Annotated in this window: 20 protein-coding genes and 1 pseudogene; 17 read left to right on the forward strand and 4 right to left on the reverse strand. The window is 67.5% G+C overall.

Annotated elements, in window-relative coordinates:
* The first annotated feature begins 293 nt into the window (after window positions 1-293).
* The 12 genes from infA to ACT86A_RS05040 all read left to right on the forward strand — a co-directional run bounded on the left by infA (window position 294) and on the right by ACT86A_RS05040 (window position 10,757).
* Complete coding sequence (infA, locus tag ACT86A_RS04985) at window positions 294-515, forward strand: translation initiation factor IF-1 (RefSeq protein ID WP_003418601.1); 222 nt, start codon at window positions 294-296, stop codon at window positions 513-515.
* A 321-nt stretch (window positions 516-836) separates the two neighbouring features.
* Window positions 837-950: a 50S ribosomal protein L36 gene (rpmJ, locus tag ACT86A_RS04990; RefSeq protein ID WP_011207363.1), complete on the forward strand. Its 114-nt coding sequence runs from the start codon at window positions 837-839 to the stop codon at window positions 948-950.
* Window positions 951-1,143: 193 nt separating this feature from the next.
* Window positions 1,144-1,515, forward strand: a complete 372-nt coding sequence (gene rpsM / locus ACT86A_RS04995; RefSeq protein WP_039795645.1) for a 30S ribosomal protein S13 — start codon at window positions 1,144-1,146, stop codon at window positions 1,513-1,515.
* Window positions 1,516-1,524: 9 nt separating this feature from the next.
* Window positions 1,525-1,938, forward strand: coding sequence for a 30S ribosomal protein S11 (gene rpsK / locus ACT86A_RS05000; RefSeq protein WP_040704448.1), 414 nt, complete (start codon window positions 1,525-1,527; stop codon window positions 1,936-1,938).
* A 20-nt stretch (window positions 1,939-1,958) separates the two neighbouring features.
* Entirely contained in the window at window positions 1,959-2,564 is a 606-nt protein-coding gene (rpsD, locus tag ACT86A_RS05005; protein ID WP_043719990.1) for a 30S ribosomal protein S4, read from the forward strand.
* Between the two features lie 133 nt (window positions 2,565-2,697).
* Window positions 2,698-3,756: a DNA-directed RNA polymerase subunit alpha gene (locus ACT86A_RS05010; RefSeq protein ID WP_445090804.1), complete on the forward strand. Its 1,059-nt coding sequence runs from the start codon at window positions 2,698-2,700 to the stop codon at window positions 3,754-3,756.
* 203 nt (window positions 3,757-3,959) lie between these two features.
* On the forward strand, window positions 3,960-4,487 hold the full coding sequence (gene rplQ, locus ACT86A_RS05015) for a 50S ribosomal protein L17 (RefSeq protein ID WP_445090805.1): 528 nt from the start codon (window positions 3,960-3,962) through the stop codon (window positions 4,485-4,487).
* 251 nt (window positions 4,488-4,738) lie between these two features.
* A complete protein-coding gene (gene truA, locus ACT86A_RS05020; protein WP_445090978.1) occupies window positions 4,739-5,548 on the forward strand; it encodes a tRNA pseudouridine(38-40) synthase TruA in 810 nt (269 codons plus the stop codon).
* A gap of 550 nt (window positions 5,549-6,098) precedes the next feature.
* A complete protein-coding gene (locus ACT86A_RS05025) occupies window positions 6,099-7,463 on the forward strand; it encodes an MFS transporter (RefSeq protein ID WP_445090806.1) in 1,365 nt (454 codons plus the stop codon).
* 252 nt (window positions 7,464-7,715) lie between these two features.
* Window positions 7,716-8,375, forward strand: coding sequence for a response regulator transcription factor (locus ACT86A_RS05030; RefSeq protein WP_445090807.1), 660 nt, complete (start codon window positions 7,716-7,718; stop codon window positions 8,373-8,375).
* Window positions 8,376-8,394: 19 nt separating this feature from the next.
* Complete coding sequence (locus tag ACT86A_RS05035) at window positions 8,395-9,828, forward strand: sensor histidine kinase (protein WP_445090808.1); 1,434 nt, start codon at window positions 8,395-8,397, stop codon at window positions 9,826-9,828.
* Window positions 9,825-10,757, forward strand: coding sequence for a TAXI family TRAP transporter solute-binding subunit (locus tag ACT86A_RS05040; RefSeq protein ID WP_445090809.1), 933 nt, complete (start codon window positions 9,825-9,827; stop codon window positions 10,755-10,757). Before ACT86A_RS05035 ends, ACT86A_RS05040 begins: the two co-directional genes overlap by 4 nt.
* Before the next feature lie 7 nt (window positions 10,758-10,764).
* Here the strand turns inward: ACT86A_RS05040 and ACT86A_RS05045 are convergent, their stop codons facing one another.
* Window positions 10,765-11,127, reverse strand: coding sequence for a metal-sensitive transcriptional regulator (locus ACT86A_RS05045; protein ID WP_445090810.1), 363 nt, complete (start codon window positions 11,125-11,127; stop codon window positions 10,765-10,767).
* Here ACT86A_RS05045 and ACT86A_RS05050 point away from each other — a divergent pair.
* A pseudogene (locus tag ACT86A_RS05050) lies at window positions 11,045-11,520 on the forward strand (tRNA pseudouridine synthase A); the annotation flags it as partial. The gene ACT86A_RS05045 and the pseudogene ACT86A_RS05050 overlap by 83 nt on opposite strands.
* A 43-nt stretch (window positions 11,521-11,563) precedes the next feature.
* On the opposite strand, the gene ACT86A_RS05055 reads toward ACT86A_RS05050, so the two are convergent.
* Window positions 11,564-12,040: an Hsp20/alpha crystallin family protein gene (locus ACT86A_RS05055; RefSeq protein ID WP_445090979.1), complete on the reverse strand. Its 477-nt coding sequence runs from the start codon at window positions 12,038-12,040 to the stop codon at window positions 11,564-11,566.
* A 174-nt stretch (window positions 12,041-12,214) separates the two neighbouring features.
* Here ACT86A_RS05055 and ACT86A_RS05060 point away from each other — a divergent pair, with 174 nt between their 5' ends.
* Entirely contained in the window at window positions 12,215-13,048 is an 834-nt protein-coding gene (locus ACT86A_RS05060) for an LLM class F420-dependent oxidoreductase (protein ID WP_445090811.1), read from the forward strand.
* A gap of 145 nt (window positions 13,049-13,193) precedes the next feature.
* Here ACT86A_RS05060 and ACT86A_RS05065 read toward each other — a convergent pair whose 3' ends face one another.
* Window positions 13,194-13,517, reverse strand: a complete 324-nt coding sequence (locus ACT86A_RS05065; protein WP_445090812.1) for a metal-sensitive transcriptional regulator — start codon at window positions 13,515-13,517, stop codon at window positions 13,194-13,196.
* Between the two features lie 210 nt (window positions 13,518-13,727).
* On the opposite strand from ACT86A_RS05065, the gene ACT86A_RS05070 reads away from it, so the two are divergent.
* Window positions 13,728-14,537: an S-methyl-5'-thioadenosine phosphorylase gene (locus tag ACT86A_RS05070; RefSeq protein ID WP_445090813.1), complete on the forward strand. Its 810-nt coding sequence runs from the start codon at window positions 13,728-13,730 to the stop codon at window positions 14,535-14,537.
* A 34-nt stretch (window positions 14,538-14,571) separates the two neighbouring features.
* Window positions 14,572-15,132, forward strand: coding sequence for an NADPH-dependent FMN reductase (locus ACT86A_RS05075; RefSeq protein WP_445090814.1), 561 nt, complete (start codon window positions 14,572-14,574; stop codon window positions 15,130-15,132).
* Window positions 15,133-15,135: 3 nt separating this feature from the next.
* Here ACT86A_RS05075 and eccE read toward each other — a convergent pair whose 3' ends face one another.
* The gene (eccE, locus tag ACT86A_RS05080; RefSeq protein ID WP_445090980.1) at window positions 15,136-16,776 is read right to left on the reverse strand and encodes a type VII secretion protein EccE; all 1,641 of its coding nucleotides are present in this window, start codon (window positions 16,774-16,776) and stop codon (window positions 15,136-15,138) included.
* 112 nt (window positions 16,777-16,888) lie between these two features.
* On the opposite strand from eccE, the gene eccB reads away from it, so the two are divergent.
* Complete coding sequence (gene eccB, locus ACT86A_RS05085) at window positions 16,889-18,379, forward strand: type VII secretion protein EccB (protein WP_445090815.1); 1,491 nt, start codon at window positions 16,889-16,891, stop codon at window positions 18,377-18,379.
* The last annotated feature ends 27 nt before the right edge of the window (window positions 18,380-18,406 follow it).

The following is an 18,406-nucleotide window of genomic DNA, read 5'->3' on the forward strand; positions in this document are numbered from 1 at the left end:
ACGCTGGCTCACGGCATCCCCCTAAGTCTGCTGGACCGTTTCCTGGACTTGATCAGTTTACGTGACCGGGCCCGCCCGGCGTGGGGCAGGGAGCGGCCGCCCCGTGGCGTCCCGGCGGGGTGTTTTTGCCGGATCGGATGCCTCCCGGTAAGCTGGAGCGGCGGTGCACCTATGCGCCGCCTGTTTGCATGCCGCCGGTTCGGTTACGCCGCCCGGTACATACAAGCAGACACCAGGCAATCACACCAGGTTCGATCGGCGAAACCGCTCGATGAACCGGGATCGCGGAGGACATGGCGAAGAAGGACGGGGCCATCGAGGTCGAGGGTCGAGTTGTCGAGCCGCTGCCCAATGCGATGTTCCGTATCGAGCTCGAGAACGGGCACAAGGTTCTCGCGCACATCAGCGGAAAGATGCGGCAGCACTACATTCGCATCCTTCCCGAGGACCGGGTGGTCGTCGAGCTCTCGCCCTACGACCTGTCCCGCGGCCGGATCGTTTACCGCTACAAGTGAATCGAGTCGGCGTCTATGCTCGCGAAGCGCGCTCGCCTGCGTCGATTCACTTGGTGTTCAGTGGGGGTGCGACCCCCGCACCCCGCCCGGCGGGCTTCGCCCCGGACCCCCGGACGGGTGGCTCGTTAAGGTGCCGATCGGCGGTGCGGGTTTCTCACCGGATCGGCGGGGTTGGGTGTGAACCCAGACCAGCCCGTGTCGAGGGATCCTGCCCCAGCAGGACCGCCGTCCGCGAGGACGGCACAACAAAGACTTCCCCAGTCGCCGACTGGGGAAAAACTGTGTTCACACCTCTGTGAACCACAACGAGATTGGACGGACGTGAAGGTTCAGCCGAGCGTCAAGAAGATCTGCGAGAAGTGCAAGGTGATCCGCCGCCACGGCCGGGTCATGGTGATCTGCGACAACCTGCGCCACAAACAGCGCCAGGGCTGATCAAGGCCTCACCGCCAAGCACCGAACGCAGTTCGGATTGGCAGAGAAGAACTCCCAGCACCAGCCGCACGCTGCGGAAATCCAGGGTTCGCCCTGGGGCGTGCGTGCCCACCGCCGGTTCGGAGGCCGGTGCCCCACAAGACGAGGGGACGGACAGGGAGCAGACCTCCGCAACGATTAAGGAAACTGCCAGATGGCACGTCTCATGGGCGTCGATCTCCCGCGCGAGAAGCGCATGGAGATCGCACTGACCTACATTTTCGGCATTGGCCGTACCCGCTCCAAGGAGATCCTCGAGGCCACCGGCGTCAGCCCGGACCTGCGTTCGAAGGACCTCAGCGACGACGATCTCACGAAGCTGCGCGACTACATCGAGGCTTCCGAGTTCAAGGTCGAGGGTGACCTGCGCCGCGAGGTGCAGGCCGATATTCGCCGCAAGATCGAGATCGGCTGCTACCAGGGGCTGCGCCACCGTCGTGGGCTGCCCGTGCGTGGCCAGCGCACCAAGACCAACGCGCGCACCCGCAAGGGCCCGAAGCGCACCGTCGCCGGCAAGAAGAAGTAGGGATAACCGATGCCTCCGAAGAGTCGGGCCGCGGGCCCGAAGAAGACCCAGAAGTCGCGTCGCCGGGAAAAGAAGAACGTCCCGCACGGCCACGCGCACATCAAGAGCACGTTCAACAACACGATCGTGTCGATCACCGACCCGAACGGCAACGTCATCTCCTGGGCGTCGTCGGGTCATGTCGGCTTCAAGGGTTCCCGCAAGTCGACCCCGTTCGCCGCGCAGCTCGCCGCCGAGAACGCCGCCCGCAAGGCGCAGGAGAACGGCGTGAAGAAGGTCGACGTGTTCGTCAAGGGCCCGGGCTCGGGCCGCGAGACCGCGATTCGCTCGCTGCAGGCCGCCGGCCTCGAGGTGGGCACGATCTCCGATGTCACCCCGCAGCCGCACAACGGCTGCCGTCCGCCCAAGCGGCGTCGCGTCTAGCGGGAAAGGAATAACGAACAATGGCTCGTTACACAGGCCCTATCACCCGCAAGTCGCGTCGTCTGCGTGTCGACCTCGTCGGAGGCGACCAGGCGTTCGAGCGTCGTCCCTACCCGCCGGGCCAGCACGGCCGCGCGCGGATCAAGGAGAGCGAGTACCTGCTCCAGCTGCAGGAGAAGCAGAAGGCCCGCTTCTCCTACGGTGTCATGGAGAAGCAGTTCCGCCGGTACTACGAGGAGGCCAACCGCCTCAAGGGCAAGACCGGTGACAACCTGCTGCGTCTGCTGGAGACCCGCCTGGACAACGTCGTGTACCGCGCCGGTCTGGCGCGCACCCGTCGTCAGGCCCGCCAGCTGGTCAGCCACGGCCACTTCCTGGTGAACAACAAGAAGGTCGACGTTCCCAGCTTCCAGGTGACTCAGTACGACATCATCGATGTCAAGGAGAAGTCGCTGGGCACCCTGCCATTCCAGGTGGCACGGGAGACTGTCGGCGACCGCCCGGTTCCGGGCTGGCTGCAGGTCATCCCGGGCCGGCTGCGGATCCTGGTCCACCAGTTGCCGGAGCGCGCCCAGATCGATGTGCCGCTGCAGGAACAGCTGATCGTCGAGTACTACTCGAAGTAGCACTCGGCGAGCCGTCCTGGGCATACCCTGGGCGGCACACGCGCATGGTGCGTGATCGCCTGGAACGGGTGATCACGCACAACCCCTGAGACGAGGCGTCAAATAGCGGGCGCCCAAAAAGGAGGATGATCCAATGCTGATTTCACAGCGTCCGACGCTGACCGAAGAGGTCGTCGCCGAAAACCGCTCGAAGTTCACCATCGAACCGCTCGAGCCGGGCTTCGGTTACACCCTCGGCAACTCGCTGCGGCGTACTCTGCTGTCCTCGATTCCGGGGGCCGCGGTCACGAGCATCCGCATCGACGGCGTCCTGCACGAGTTCACCACTGTTCCCGGGGTGAAGGAGGATGTCACCGACATCATCCTGAACCTCAAGGGCCTGGTCGTTTCCTCCGAGGAGGACGAGCCGGTCACGATGTACGTGCGCAAGCAGGGCCCCGGCACCGTCACCGCCGGTGACATCGTCCCGCCCAGCGGCGTCATGGTGCACAACCCGGACATGCACATCGCGACCCTGAACGACAAGGGCAAGCTGGAGATCGAGCTCGTCGTCGAGCGCGGTCGCGGCTACGTCCCGGCCGTGCAGAACAAGGCGTCCGGCGCGGAAATCGGCCGGATCCCGGTGGACTCGATCTACTCGCCGGTGCTCAAGGTGACCTACAAGGTCGAGGCCACCCGTGTCGAGCAGCGCACCGACTTCGACCGGCTCATCCTGGACGTGGAGACGAAGAACTCCATCAGCGCGCGGGACGCGCTCGCCTCGGCGGGCAAGACCCTGGTCGAGCTCTTCGGCCTGGCCCGCGAGCTGAACGTCGAAGCCGAAGGCATCGAGATCGGCCCCTCGCCGGCCGAGGCGGATCACATCGCCTCGTTCGGTCTGCCGATCGAGGACCTGGACCTCACCGTCCGGTCCTACAACTGCCTCAAGCGCGAGGGGGTGCACACGGTCGGCGAGCTGGTCGCCCGCACCGAGTCGGACCTGCTGGACATTCGCAACTTCGGCCAGAAGTCCATCGACGAGGTCAAGGTCAAGCTGCACGCGCTCGGCCTCTCGCTGAAGGACAGCCCGGCGTCGTTCGATCCGACCAGCGTGGTCGGATACGACGCGAGCACCGGCACGTGGAGCGACACCGGTACGTTCAGTGACACCGAAGGCGGCGAGCAGGACTACGCCGAAACCGAACAGCTCTAGGCCGTCGGGGTAGGCACCCCGAACCGGCCTCACCCGGCGCGAGCGACGGGCCCGTAGGCGGTAGCGGAGCGTGACCACGGAGGGCCCCGGGAGCGCCGGCATCAAACCAACACCCGGCGCGAGCGACGGGCCCGTAGGCGGTAGCGGAGCGTGACCACGGAGGGCCCCGGGAGCGCCGGGCATCAGATAAGGAGAACCACACAATGCCCAAGCCCAAGAAGGGTGCCCGCTTCGGCGGGTCGGCGACGCACCAGAAGGCGATCTTCGCCAATCTGGCCACGGCGCTCTTCGAGCACGGCCGGATAACCACCACCGAGGCCAAAGCCAAGGCGGTGCGCCCCTACGCGGAGAAGCTGATCACCAAGGCGAAGGCCGGCACGCTGGCCGACCGTCGCGAGGTGCTCAAGGTGATCCGCGACAAGAATGTCGTGCACGAACTGTTCGCGCAGATCGGGCCGTCGTTCGAGGGACGCGAGGGTGGCTACACCCGGATCATCAAGACGCTGCCGCGTAAGGGTGACAACGCGCCCATGGCGATCATCGAGCTGGTCCGGGAAAAGACCGTGACCAACGAGGCCGACCGCGCTCGTCGGGTCGCCGCGTCGCAGAAGGCCGAGGAGCAGGCTCCCGAGGTCGTCGAGGAGACGGCCGACGAGGCTGTCGCCGAGGCCGAGGCTCCGGCTGCCGAGGAGCAGGCCGACGAGGCTGCCGAGGACAAGAAGGACGCCTGAGGCTGCCTTCCCCGCGCGCCGGGATGAGCCGGACGCCTGACCTCGGTCGGGTTTCTCGAATGAGCCCGCTGCCCCTGGGGTGGCGGGCTCATTCGCGTCTGTGGCCGAACCAACCCGCTCTCCGTGACGCTGCGGGCCTGTTCGCGTTCGACGAGGAGATCGTTGTGACAGTGGAGAATTCGATGGAAATGGCGAACTCGCAGACCGAGTTCGAGTTGACGCCGGCGGCCGCGCCCACGGCCGCCGGGCGGGTGCGCCTCGATATCTCCTACGACGGAACGGACTTCATCGGCTGGGCCCGCCAGCCGGGGCTGCGGACCGTGCAGGGTGTGCTGGAGGAGTCGCTGAGCCATGTGTTCCGCGAGCCGATCCAGCTGACCGTCGCGGGCCGCACCGACGCCGGAGTGCACGCCGAGGGGCAGGTCGCGCACTTCGACACCACCGCCGAGTTCGACGGTGACAAGCTCGTCCACCGCATGGCTCGCTTCCTTCCGAAAGACGTGCGCATCAAGGCGGCTCGAAGCGCGCCGTCGGAATTCGACGCGCGCTTCTCGGCGATTCGCCGCCACTACGTGTACCGGCTGACCACGGCGCCTTACGGCGCGGAGCCGCTGAGCGCCCGGAGCATCGTGCCCTGTCGGCCAAGCGTCGATCTGGAGGCGATGCGCGCGGCGTCCCGAAGCCTGTTGGGGTTGAACGATTTCGCGGCGTTCTGCCGCCGCAGGGAGGGTGCGACCACAGTCCGCGAATTGCAGCGCTTCGACTGGGAGCGGGACGGGAACCTGCTCACCGCGTTCGTCAGCGCCGACGCGTTCTGCTGGTCGATGGTGCGCAGCCTGGTCGGCGGGGTGCTAGCCGTTGGTGAGGGCAGGCGCACCGTGGAATGGATCGCGGGACTGCTGGAGGAGACCGAGCGTTCGAGCGCGGTGACCGTCGCCCCGGCCCACGGCCTGAGCCTCGTCGCGGTCGACTATCCCGCCGACACGGACCTGGCGGCGCGCAATGCCGAGACCAGGGAGATACGGGTCGTGCCGAACCGAGGGTGCTGCGGCGGAGATTGATAGGGGACCGGTACCTCGGCCGGTCTCAGCGAACCTCGGTACCGGAGTGGTTCAGTCGCCGGTGCTCGCTTCATGACAATCGATGGTCGTCCTTGCCCGCAGGCACGCAGTACTCCTGATCGAACAGCAGCGGCCGAGTGATCTTGATCAGCTCGTTCTGGTTGGAACAGTTGTTACCTCCGCGACGGTTGCTGATCCGGTATTCCCGACGGTGTGAATCGAATTCGAGTGCGACCGATTCGAATTGCGCCCGTGTGTAGCGATATGCGGCTATTCCTGCTCGGAAAGAATTGATTGTCACAATTATTCGGCGAGCAGGACTGCCGGGTACCTGCGAGGGGCCGGTCTCGGTGGGAGAGCGGCTGGATCGTGGTGTGAAACGGTTCTGTCTGGCCCCGGATCGCTGCCGCCCGTCGCTCCACCCGTCCTGGCCTGTGCTTTATCGTCCTAAGGGAGAGTTAGGAACCCCCCGCCGAGCTTCCGTTGGGCTTGTGACAGCAGACACACTCTTCTCGACGCGACGCATTGCCGCGTCGAAGGAGGAGATCAAGTGACTGCGACACAGCTCACGGGCGAGCGCCGGGTCGTTGCAAATGTCTTGCGCGGTTCCATCGGCAATCTCGTCGAATGGTACGACTGGTATGTCTACATAACCTTCGGTGTCTACTTCGCGAAGTCGTTCTTCCCGAAGGGTGATTCGACCGCGCAATTGTTCTCCACCGCAGCGGTATTCGCGGTCGGCTTCCTGATGCGCCCGATCGGTGGCTGGGCGCTCGGTTGGTACGCGGACCGATTCGGCAGGCGCTCGGCGCTCACCCTGTCGGTGACCGTGATGGCGGCGGGCTCGCTGCTCATCGCGCTGACGCCGAGCTACGAGACCATCGGCCTCGCCGCACCGGCGATCCTGCTGTTCGCCCGCCTGCTGCAGGGGCTTTCGGTCGGCGGCGAGTACGCCACCAGCGCGACCTACCTGTCCGAGGTGGCCTCGCCGGGCAAGCGCGGCTTCTACTCGAGCTTCCAGTACGTGACCCTGGTGGCAGGCCAGCTCTTCGCCATCGGCGTGCAGCTCATCCTGCTGCAGTTCATCAGCGCGGCGAACATGGACGCCTGGGGTTGGCGCATCCCGTTCATCATCGGTGCGATCTCCGCCATCACGGTCCTCTGGTTGCGGCGCAGCATGGACGAGTCGGAGCAGTACAAGGCCGAGGCCGACACCGAACCGACCGGCGGACCCAAGCGCGGTTCGCTGGCGATGTTGTTCCAGTACCCGCGTGAATGCCTGCTCGTGGTCGGTCTGACACTGGGTGGCACGGTGGCGTTCTATACCTACACCACCTACATGCAAACCTTCATGGTCAACACCAGCGGTATCAGCAAGCCGACCGCGGCCTGGATCAACTTCATCGGGCTGCTGATCTTCGCGGCGATGCAGCCGCTGTCGGGTGGGCTGTCGGACCGCATCGGCCGTCGTAAGCTGCTGCTGTTCTTCGGCGTTGCGGGCTCGCTGCTGACCGTGCCGCTGCTGACTGTGCTGTCGAAGACCTCGAACCCGATCGGCGCCTTCTTCCTGATGCTCGGCGCCCTGGTGATCGTCACCGGGTATACCTCGATCAACGCGATCGTGAAGGCCGAGCTGTTCCCGACCAAGATCCGCGCACTAGGCGTCGGCCTGCCCTACGCGCTGACCGTCGCCATCTTCGGTGGCACCGCGCCGATGATCGCGCTGAAGTTCAAGGATCTGGGTCACGAATCGGCGTTCTTCTGGTACGTCGCGGCCTGCATCGCGATCTCGCTCGGCACCTACGCCTTCATGCGGGACACCAAGAAGACGTCCACCATCGACGCCGACACCGCAGGTGCCGCAGATGTCCCGGCAGTCGAACCGGTCCGGGAAGTGACCACCGTGCGTGGTTGACAGATCAGGCGTTCGAGCGGCGCGTCGATCCCACGCCGCCTCGAACGCCCCTGATCCGAAGGGGACCGGCGGCCGACTGGGCGGTTCGCCGGTTCTTCGTCGTTCCCGTGCCGTGGGGGTTATGAGATAGGAGCCGGGGCTGTGGTGTGTGCGAACAAAGGTGTGCGGCATGCCGGGTACCGGAATCGGGCGACCTCGAGAAGTCGGCTGGAGTGGGTCGTGGGGGACTGCTCGGTATGGAAGGATCGGCGAGTGCGGCTTGCGGTGGTCGAAGATGACGACGGTGTGGGTGATGCGCTGGTGGAGGCGCTCAATGCCCGTGGCTATCTCGCCGAGCGCAAACGCCGCGGTGCCGATCTGCTGCTCGATCATCGCGGGTACGACGCGGTCATCCTCGATCTCGGTTTGCCCGACGGCGACGGACTCCAGGTGCTGCGGCAGTTGCGCGAGGTCAGCGTGGTTCCGGTGCTGATACTCACCGCGCGCAGCGATGAACGTTCGATCGTGCGCGGATTGCGCGGCGGTGCGGACGACTACCTGGTGAAGCCGCCGCGGATCGCGGAGCTGATGGCGCGCCTGGAAACCGTGATGCGGCGGGCGGCCGCGGTCGCGCATTCCGAGCGCACCGAGGTGATCACCGGCGACGTGCGCGTCGATCTGGCGGCTCGGGTTGTCGAGGTCGGCGGGGCACCGGTCGCGTTGACGCAGAAGGAATTCGAGCTGGTCGAGGCGCTCGTGGAGCGGCCGGGCGCGGCGGTGAGCCGCCAGCAGTTGATGGACCGGATCTGGGGCGACGCGTTCGTCGCCGTCTCGCGGTCGCTGGACGTGCACATGACCGGTCTGCGCGCCAAGCTGAACCGGCCAGGGCTGATCGCCACGATCCGCGGCTACGGGTACCGGTGGGGGCAGTGAGCACGGAAGGCGAAACATCATGCGGCGCAGACTTCTTGCCGCGTTGACAGTGTTCGCGGCGATCGCCGTCCTCGCGTTCGCGGTGCCGCTCTCGTTGACCTACGCCACCAGCAGGACCCAGGAATTGGTGCTCGGCCGCTCCGGCGACGCGGATCGGTTCGCCACTCTCGCCGATGCCTTGGCGGTGGAGGGCAATTACGCCGCGCTGGCGGAGGAGGTCACGCGCTACCACGAGTTGTACGGCGAGAACGTGCTCGTGGTCGACGCTCGCGGGGCGACCGCGGTCAATGTGGGCGTCACCATCATCGATCCGGCTGTCGTCGCCGCGGTCGCCGACGCGCGGCGCAATCAGCGACCGCATCCGATCGACCGGCTCGTGCCGTGGAGCGATCCGATGATGCTCGTCGCGCGACCGGTCGGGACCGGGGTGCAGGTCAACGGGGCCGTCGTCATCGAGACGTCCACCGTGCAGGCGCGCCGTGACATCATTCGCGCGTGGCTGATCATCGGTGTCGGCGGGGTGGGGGCCATGGTGCTCTTCACGGTGCTCGCGTTGACGCTGAGCCGCTGGGTGCTGCGTCCGCTCGCGGCCCTCTCCCGGGCTGTCGCCGAGTTGACCGCGACGCTGCCGAAGGCGCGGTCCGTGCCGCAGGCCGCGGACGACGCACCGCCCGCGTCGATCGCCCGCCGCTACGGCGGGCCTCCCGAAATGCGTGCTGTCGCGGAGTCTTTCGATGCTATGGCGCTGGCGGTGGCGGATTCGACGGAGGCGCAGCGCCAGTTGGTCGCCGACACCGCGCACGCGATGCGCAATCCGTTGGCCGCCCTCACCATCCGGCTGGATTCGCTGGAGTACGCGATTGCGCAGAACGCCGCGGACACCTTCCGCGGCGCGAGCGCGGAGGTGGAGCGGCTCACCACACTGCTCGACGGTCTGCTCACCCTCGCGGTTGCGGAGACGCAGGACGCGTTCGCGCCTGCGGCGGTCACGGCGGAACATCGTTGCGATGCTGGCCAAGTCGTCGCCGACCGCATCGACGCCTGGCATTCCGCGTTCGCCGCTTCCAGGCAGTCGCTGCGCGCCGAGCAACCGGGGCGGCCTGCCGAGGTCGCCGTGACCAGGGATGTGCTTGCGCAGATTCTCGATGTGCCGCTGAGCAATTCGAACCGTTACGCCGGATCCGGCGCGCACACCGTCGTGTCCGTCGGGATCGACCCGGAATGGGTCACGGTGACGGTGCGCGACGACGGCCGCGGTGTCCCCGCCGATGAGATCCGTAAGCTCACCACCCGGTTCTTCCGCGGTTCTTCGGCGCAGGTTGGCGGTTCCGGACTCGGCCTGCCGATCGCCGCAGCCCTCGCCCAAGCGCGCGGCGGCACGCTGTCGGTCTCCGCGGTGGCTCCGCACGGACTCGCGATCTCCGTCCGTCTTCCCGTGGCGGTGGTGTCGTGATTGGTCGGCTGAACAGGCGAAAGTTCCTGGCGCTCACGGCCATCGGCGGCGCGGGCGTCGGCGCTGCCGGCGTCGCGGCGTGCGGGCGCGGGGACCATCCGGTGGTCAGGTTGGCCTCGGGTGAGGTGGGCGGTTTCTATGATGCGTTCGCGCGCCTGCTCGCCGCGGCGGCTGCCGACGCGGGGACGGTGCGGATTGAGCCGATCACCACCTCAGGATCGCAGGACAATCTCGCCATGCTGGCCAGGGGTGAGGCGGAAGCCGGTCTGGCGCTGGCGGATTCGAGCAGGGGTGCGCCGGGCGGCGTGCTCGCGCTCGGGCGGGTCTACGAGAACTATCTCCAGCTCGCCGTGCGGGCGGACAGCAGCGTCCGCCGGGTAGTCGAATTGCGTGGCAGGCGGGTGAATCTGGGCGCCCAGGGTTCCGGCGCGGCGCTGACGGGGGAGCGAATCCTGCTCGCCGCCGGACTGGACCCGGCGACCGATGTCATCGTGGAGCATCGCCCGCTGCGCGACGCCGTGGCGGCGCTTCGCTCCGGTGCGGTCGACGCGCTGCTGTGGGCCGGCGGCGTGCCGACCGCGGCGCTGGAGGTGCCGCTGCGGATGCGACTGGTGGATCTCGGCGAACTGGCCGCACCGCTGCGCCAGCGCTACGGGCACATCTACGACCGCGTCGAGATCCCGGGCGATGCCTATCCGGGAGCCTCCGCGATCCAGACCGTGGGCGTGGCGAACCTGCTCCTCGCGGCACCCGCCCTGGCGGACGCCGCCGCCGCCGCGATCGTCGACCTGCTGGTCGGGCGCCCGAACCTGCTGGTCCCGGCGGAGGCCGCGGGCACCCAATTCCTGGACGCGCGTTCGTTGATCGGCACGGGCCCGATCCCGCTGCACCCCGGCGCGGCCGCGGCCTATCGGCTGCGCCACGGGTGAGCGTCGATCAGGAGCGCACCAGGCGGGCGATCGCGTCGGTCGCTTCCTTGATCTTGGCCTCAGGTCCGCTCGCGACGGCCGCGTCCACCACGCAGTGACCGATGTGGTCCTCCAGCAGTCCCACCGCCACGGCCTGTAGCGCCTTCGTCATCGCGGAGACCTGGGTAGGGATATCGATGCAGTACTTCTCCTCTTCGACCATCCGCTGCAATCCGCGGGCCTGTCCCTCGATGCGGCGCAGGTGCTCGAGGTAGTCGTCCTTGGCGGTGATGTAGCCGTGTGCCGAATTGACCACCGCACCGTACGGCGCGGAGCCGTTGCAGGCGCGCGGTGTGGTCGCCTGCCGGTCCGGCGTCGACGTCGATGCCATGCACGCGGCCTCGCGCGAGCTGCTGGGACTGCATGATTTCGCGGCGTTCTGCCGCCGCGGAGAGGGCGCGACGACGGTCCGCGAGCTGCAGCGCTTCGATTGGGTGCGCGACGGTGACCTGCTGGTCGCCTATGTCAGCGCCGATGCGTTCTGCTGGTCGATGGTCCGCAGCCTGGTCGGCGCCGTCCTCGCGGTCGGCGAGGGCCGCCGCGGCCCGGATCGGGTGGGTGAGCTGCTGGGTGCGCCGGAGCGGTCCAACGCGATCACCGTCGCTCCCGCCCACGGCTCGAGCCTGATCGGCGTCGATTACCCCGCGGTCGGCGAACTTGCCGCTCGCAATGCCGAGAGAGGCGGTCGGTCCCGGTACCGGATGGCGGTTGCTGCGGCGACTGACAACGGACTACCCGCACCCATGTGGGTGCGGGTAGCGGGTCGGTCACTTCGATGATTGCCTGGATTTGCGCTGTTCGGACTGGGTCGATGCTTCGATCGTCCGCGGTTCCTGGGCCGCCCCGGTGATCGCGATGCGGCGCGGCTTGGCGCGCTCGGCGATGGGGATCGTCACCGACAGCACACCGTTGTTGTAGGTCGCGCTGATGTGGTCGGCTTCGACGTTCTCGCCGAGGGACAGCTGACGCATGAACGTGCCCGCGAAGCGCTCCGAGGCGATCCACTGGACACCTTCCTCGCTGGGAACTGTGCGCTGGGCGCGGAGGGTGAGCGTGCCACTGTCGACACTGACATCGATCGAACCGGGGTCGACGCCGGGCAGGTCCGCGTTCAGTACGTAGTGATCTCCCGCCTTGAAGAGATCCATCGGCATGAATCGTGGTGCGCGAGCTGTTCCGGCGGTTTCGCCGAGCAGCTGGCGGGCGACGGTATCTATGTCATGGAACGGATCGAATCTGAGCACAACGATCACCTCCATTGTGTAATGGTGGCGCCTGCCACGGCGGCGGGCGCCGATAGCTGTGCGATTCTCACAGTAGCTCGTATGGGCCGGGCTCGCTCCGGTCTGACGGAATCGGGTAAGCGCGTCCTGCGCCGGCACGGAATAGCCGTATACCGACCCGTGTTGGCTCGGGACATGACATTCGACAGTCTCGGACGGTTCGGAGCATGGCGGGCGCACACCGGTTTCAGTCCGGCGGACGCGCGGGAATTGGAGCAACTGGGCTACGGCGCGCTGTGGTTGGGGGCTTCGCCCCCGGCGGATCTGGCGGGGGTCGAGCCGCTGCTGGAGGCGACCACCACGATCACCGTGGCGACCAGCATCGTGAACATCTGGGCCGCGCCGGCGAAGGAGGTTGCCGACTCGTTTCATCGGATCGAGGCGCGATTCCCTGGCCGGTTCCTGCTCGGCATCGGCGCGGGCCACCCGGAGCACACCGGTGAGTACCGCAAGCCTTACGACGCGCTGGTGGACTACCTCGACGAACTCGACGAGGCGGGTGTGCCCGCCGAGCGTCGCGCGGTGGCGGCACTCGGGCCGCGCGTGCTGAAGCTGGCTGCCGAGCGGTCGGCGGGCGCGTTGCCCTACTTCGTACCATCGGAGCACACCGCGAGGGCCCGCGAGATCGTCGGTCCGGATGCGTTGCTGGCGACCGAGCACAAGGTGGTGCTGACCGACGACGTCCGGGCAGCGCACGCCGTCGCCGAGGAGACTGCCGGGTTCTACCTCGGCCTGACCAACTATGTGTCGAACCTGCGCCGCTTCGGGTTCACCGACGCCGATCTCACCACCCCGCCCAGCGACCGGCTGTTCGACGCCGTCATCGCGCACGGCACCCCGGAGCATATCGTCGCGCGGCTGTCGGAACATCTGGACGCCGGCGCCGACCACGTCGCGGTGCAGGTCCTCGGCGACAACTACCTCGCCGCGCTGCGCACCCTCGCGCCGCTGTTCGCCGCGCGATTGTGAGCGTCCTTTCGGCCCCTTCGACCAACGCCGCCCAACGCCGACCAACGCCGCCCACCCTCCGACCAGCGCTGCCCAGCGTTTCGAACGTAGCTGAGCCGCGTCGGTACGCCGACCGGTGTCGGTGAGATAGGCGCCTTCGCCCGGATCAGGAGCGCACGAGCCGGGCGATGGCGTCGGTGGCTTCCTTGATTTTGGCTTCGGCCTCCGGACCGCCCGCGACCGCGGCGTCCACCACGCAGTGGCTGATGTGGTCCTCGAGCAGCCCAACGGCCACCGCCTGGAGTGCCTTGGTCATGGCCGAAACCTGGGTGAGGATGTCGATGCAGTACTTTTCTTCCTCGACCATCCGCTGCAGGCCGCGTGCCTGTCCCTCGATGCGGCGCAGCCGCTTGAGGTAATCGTCCTTGGCGGTGATGTAGCCGTGCGTCGCGTGCTCGGCCGCCGCGTGGTCGTGGGGGGTAGCCGCCACCGGTGTCTCCTCGTCGCCTGCTGGTCCGAGAACCGGGCCAATACCCCCCTAGGGTACAGTGTCGGGCCCGGCTTGTCAGATCGTTCGCCCTGGTGCGGGACCCGACAATCGCCCGCTGCCGACATCGGTGACCGCTGCGATGTCGGCACAATCGTGGACCGAAGCCGATCCCGCCGAACGATGGCAGCGGCGGGACGGGACAATTGTGATATGAGTTCGCACCCCCGTCCCGCACTCGCCGTCATCGGCGGCAGCGGCTTCTACGATTTCTTCGACAACGAGGCGACCACCGTCGACGTCGAGACGCCTTACGGCGCGCCGAGCGCGCCGATCGCGGTAGGGGAGGTGGACGGCAGGCCGCTGGCTTTCCTTCCGCGGCACGGCAAGAACCACGAATTCGCCCCGCACACGCTGCCGTACCGGGCCAACATGTGGGCGCTGCGCTCGCTGGGCGTGCGCCGGATCTTCGCGCCGTGCGCGGTCGGCAGCCTGCGCGCGGACTGGGGGGCCGGCACGGTCGTGGTGCCGGACCAGCTGGTCGACCGCACCTCGGGCCGTCCGCAAACCTACTTCGATGGCGGCGGCATCCACGTGTCGTTCGCCGACCCGTACTGCGAGGAACTGCGCGCCGCCGCCATCAAAGCCGAGTCCGACGCGCTGCACATGATGCACGCGGGCACGATGGTGGTGGTGGAGGGGCCGAGGTTCTCCACCCGCGCGGAGAGTCGGTGGTTCGCCGCGCAGGGCTGGGACCTGGTGAACATGACCGGTCACCCGGAGGCGGTGCTGGCCCGCGAACTCGAGATGTGCTACGCCGCCATCGCGCTGGTGACCGATCTGGACGCGGGCCTGGAAGAAGGTGAGGGTGTGCACGCCGTCGATGTGTTCGCCGAGTTCACGCGCAATCTCGCACCGTTCAAAGAGCTCATTCGCCGTGCGGTGGCCGCGGTGGACGGCGCCGAAACTTGCACGCGATGCCGCGTCCACGCGGGCGTCTCGTTGCCGTTCGAGCTGCCCTGAGCCCGATCGACAATGCGTGGGTTAGGCTCGCGCGGTGGACACCCCGTTGCGGCTCGAGGTCATCGTGGCCAGCGTTCGTCCGGAGCGGTTCGCTCCGGTGGTCGCCGACTGGTTTCTGCGCACGCTACGCGCCCATGCCGAATTCGACACGGGCGTCATAGATCTCGCGCACACTCCGCTTCCGATCGACCTCACCGAGACCGAGCAGACGGTGGCCTACCGTGCTCGATTGCGCGCGGCCGATGCCTTCGTCGTGGTCACTTCGGAATACAACCACGGCTACCCGGCGTCGCTGAAGACCGCCTTCGACACCGCCAAACACGAATGGCGTGCCAAACCTATCGCTTTCGTCTCCTACGGCGGCCTTTCCGGCGGCTTGCGCGCGGTCGAGCAGCTGCGTCAGGTCGTCAGCGAGATCCATATGGTCTCGGTCCGCGAGACGGTCAGTTTCCATCAGGCCAAGAAGCGTTTCGACGATGTGGGCGACACCCGTGACGGCGCCGCGATCGACGCCGCTGCACGAATGCTTCGTCAATTGGCCTGGTGGGCACGAACTTTGCGGGCCGCACGGGCCGCCGACCCGTACCCCGGCTAGCCGCTACCGAGCCGCGACGGCACGGCGACCACGCGGTTGCCCGATATAGGTGGCTTCGCGCGGGATCGATACCAATGTCAGGTCGACCTGCGCTGTGCCGGTCCGCAGGTTCACGTGGTTTCCGATCGCGCCCGGCTGGTGGATGGCCAGGTCGGGGCGAGTAACGGGCCAGCCCATCGGATCACCGGTCACGTAGATGGTGGTGACGCCCGCGTGCGGTGCGGGAGCGAGCACCCCGTCCACGACGGTGGCGGTGAATCCTGCGTCGGACTGGTGGGTTTCCACCGCGATGGTCAGCCGCTCGGCATTGCCGATCGTCGTGACCAGGTTCTCCCACGCTTGCGCCCGGTCGGTGCGGATCAGGATCCGTTCGCCGACCGCGAGCGCGCGAAACACCAACTGCTGTGCCAAGTACAGCTCGCCCGCCACATACACCGTCGCGATCCCCGCGCCGACGATGCGGACCGCGACGCCGTTACCTTCGTCATCGGAGCCGATCAGCTGGCCGCAGCCGGAGGAGGGCAGGTGGAGCGCGTCGATCACGTCGATCGGGTACTCGATCATCGGGACGGTGTCGTCCAGGCCGGGGATGGCGATCGGCAGATGGGCGAGCAGCCCGTCGCGGTGACGGCCGTTCATCGAGACCATGCTCGGCAACTTGGTCCGCTCCGGCAGCTCCCGCGCGGTCAGCCGCCACGCGGCGCCGATATTCACCGACTCGGCCGAACTGCCGGGGCGCAGCCGCACGGCCACCGTGGTGCCGCGCGACGGTGCCACCCACAGCTGGGCGAGCAGGTCGGAGGCGAGACGCTTGGGGTCGACAGCGCTGCCGATGTTCACGTTGTTGCCGATTTCGGCGTAGCGCCACCGGTGGGCGAGGGTGCGCGGGTCATAGTCGCCGGTGATCTGCATGACCGCCTTGCGGATCTCGGGCGCGGTCAGGATACGGGCGTTGCAGTCGGCGTCTTCGAGCGTGCGCATGATGCGCTGGGTGGCGATGGTGACCGCGCGTGCAGCGCCCTCGGCCCCGCCGCCGCGCCGGGCCGCGGCCTCCGGGCAGGCCACCGCGTCGAAACTGATCGCCAGCCACACCGTGCGGTGGGCCGTGGCGGGCAGCGGCCCGAGCAGCGACTCGTAGATCGGGCCGGCCGGCGTGCCGGAGCGGCTGCGGTGCCCGTGGCTGATGATGTCGATGCCGCTGAGCAGGATGTCATGCTGGTTCAGGCATTTCGCCAGCTCCGGCAGGGGAAGCAGGTGCGAGGCGTGCACCGTGGTGCGGCCGATCCTGGTCAGGCCGCCCGGCGGGGGTAGCACCTCGACGACCGTCACCACCCGGCTGCCGTCCCAGAACAGGCCGAGCGAGCGTCCGTCCTGGCCGCGGTAGTCGACGGTGTCGCCGATCGCGTAGTCCCGGTGGGTGAGATAGCGCCACCAGGTGGCGATCCAGTCCAACAGGGTGCGTTTGGCGACGGGGATGAGCGGAATCAGCATCGCGGCCACCGCCACGCCGAGCGCGGGCAGTGGGGGCAGACCGAGCAACGCGATCAGTCCGGCGATCAGCCCGATGACCTGCGCGGTCAGCAGATTTCGCATCGAAATGCGCCCGAGCAGCGGTCGTGGTTGCGCGCCCGCCGGTTCCGCCATCATCGTCCCCCATGTACCCGGTGTCGGCCGGTTTGTCGTGGCCGAGCTGAACAAGAGTCCTCGGGAACTGTACTGTGTTCGGCGAACGCGAGCACTGTTCGGGGGAGGAATAATGCCTTCAAAACCCACTACACGCTGGCAGGTGAGCGGTTACCGCTTTCTGGTCCGGCGGATGGAGCACGCCTTGGTGCGCCGGGACGTGCGAATGCTGCACGACCCCATGCGTTCCCAGTCCCGCGCGTACGCGGTCGGTTTGATCCTGGCGTGCGTCGTGCTGGCCGGCTGCGGCGTGCTCGCACTACTGCGCCCCCAGGACAAGATCAACGACAACAAGATCCTGATCGGCAAGGATTCGGGCGCGGTCTACGTGGTGATCGACAACGTGGTGCACCCGGCCCTCAACCTCGCCTCGGCGCGCCTGGCCGCGGGCGAAGCGGCCAAACCGGCGATCGTCAAGGAATCGGAGCTCGGCAAGAAGCCGCGCGGCCAATTGATCGGCATCCCAGGCGCTCCCGGCTCGCTGCACTTCGACAAGGAGGGCAAAGGGCGGGTCTGGACGGTGTGCGACTCGCTCAAGACCGACGGCAGCGACGACCGCAGCAGTTCCGTGCTGATCGGTGATCTGGAGCTGGGTGACAAGGCCGCGCCGATGGGCAAGGACAAAGCGCTGTTGGTGAAGGGCAAAGGCGCGGCCTACCTGGTCTGGAACAATACGCGCGCCCGCGTCGACCTGAACGAACCGGCCGTCACCGACTCGCTGCGGATCCGGGGGGTGGCCCCGCGACCGATCAGTGAGGGCCTGCTGAACGCTATTCCCGAGGTGAATCCCATTGTGCCGCCCAAGATCACCGATCCGGGTGGGCAACCGTCCGGGTATTCGATCAATGGTCTGAAGATCGGTACGGTCGTCCAACTCGACGGCAAAGCGAATCAGAATTACGTGCTCCTGCACGATGGTTTGCAGCCCATCAGTCCGTTCACCGCCGAGGTGATCCGCAGCTCGCAGCGCAATCCGGACCACGGCACCACCATCCAGTCCTTCGACAAGACCAATGCGCCGGAGTCGAGAGCATTGACGGTCGACACCTATCCGGACACCGCGCCCACGATCATCCAGTCCAAGGCGCGGCCGGTGAGTTGCTTGTCGTGGAAGCCGATCCCGGGAGTCGCGGGCAATACCGACGTGGCCGTGCGGGCCGAACTGTCGGTCATCGATGGCCATGATCTGCCGATGCCGAGCAACGCCAAGCTGGTCCCGCTCGCGCAGGCGGATGGCAAAGGCGACAACATCGACTCGGTGTACTTCCCGCCGGGTTCGGGCGCCTTCGTCCAGACCACCGGCATCGAACCGGACAGCCGACGCAAAGACAGCATGTTCTACGTCGCCGACACCGGTGTCCGCTTCGGCATCAAGGACAATGACGCCGCGAAGGCGCTCGGCATGGACAAGGAGTCGGGCGTCACGCCGGAACCGGCGCCATGGCCGATCGTCGGGCTACTTGCCGGCGGCCCGACCATGGCCCGTGATGCCGCGATGGTGGCGCACGACGGTGTCGCCCCGGACTCCGCACCCGCCAAGCAGCCGGTGGCCTCGGCGAAGTAATCGATCGGCCGGCGGTGATCCGCCGGC

The sequence above is a fragment of the Nocardia glycosmidis genome, from assembly GCF_052545115.1.

What these genes read in the sequence shown, in the direction of transcription:
- infA (WP_003418601.1), top strand. Translation starts at nt 294, where the DNA reads ATGGCGAAGAAGGACGGGGCCATCGAGGTCGAGGGTCGAGTTGTCGAG.
- rpsM (WP_039795645.1), top strand. Translation starts at nt 1,144, where the DNA reads ATGGCACGTCTCATGGGCGTCGATCTCCCGCGCGAGAAGCGCATGGAG.
- rpsK (WP_040704448.1), top strand. Translation starts at nt 1,525, where the DNA reads ATGCCTCCGAAGAGTCGGGCCGCGGGCCCGAAGAAGACCCAGAAGTCG.
- rpsD (WP_043719990.1), top strand. Translation starts at nt 1,959, where the DNA reads ATGGCTCGTTACACAGGCCCTATCACCCGCAAGTCGCGTCGTCTGCGT.
- ACT86A_RS05010 (WP_445090804.1), top strand. Translation starts at nt 2,698, where the DNA reads ATGCTGATTTCACAGCGTCCGACGCTGACCGAAGAGGTCGTCGCCGAA.
- rplQ (WP_445090805.1), top strand. Translation starts at nt 3,960, where the DNA reads ATGCCCAAGCCCAAGAAGGGTGCCCGCTTCGGCGGGTCGGCGACGCAC.
- ACT86A_RS05035 (WP_445090808.1), top strand. Translation starts at nt 8,395, where the DNA reads ATGCGGCGCAGACTTCTTGCCGCGTTGACAGTGTTCGCGGCGATCGCC.
- ACT86A_RS05045 (WP_445090810.1), bottom strand. Translation starts at nt 11,127, where the DNA reads ATGGCATCGACGTCGACGCCGGACCGGCAGGCGACCACACCGCGCGCC.
- ACT86A_RS05060 (WP_445090811.1), top strand. Translation starts at nt 12,215, where the DNA reads ATGACATTCGACAGTCTCGGACGGTTCGGAGCATGGCGGGCGCACACC.
- ACT86A_RS05070 (WP_445090813.1), top strand. Translation starts at nt 13,728, where the DNA reads ATGAGTTCGCACCCCCGTCCCGCACTCGCCGTCATCGGCGGCAGCGGC.
- eccE (WP_445090980.1), bottom strand. Translation starts at nt 16,776, where the DNA reads ATGGCGGAACCGGCGGGCGCGCAACCACGACCGCTGCTCGGGCGCATT.
- eccB (WP_445090815.1), top strand. Translation starts at nt 16,889, where the DNA reads ATGCCTTCAAAACCCACTACACGCTGGCAGGTGAGCGGTTACCGCTTT.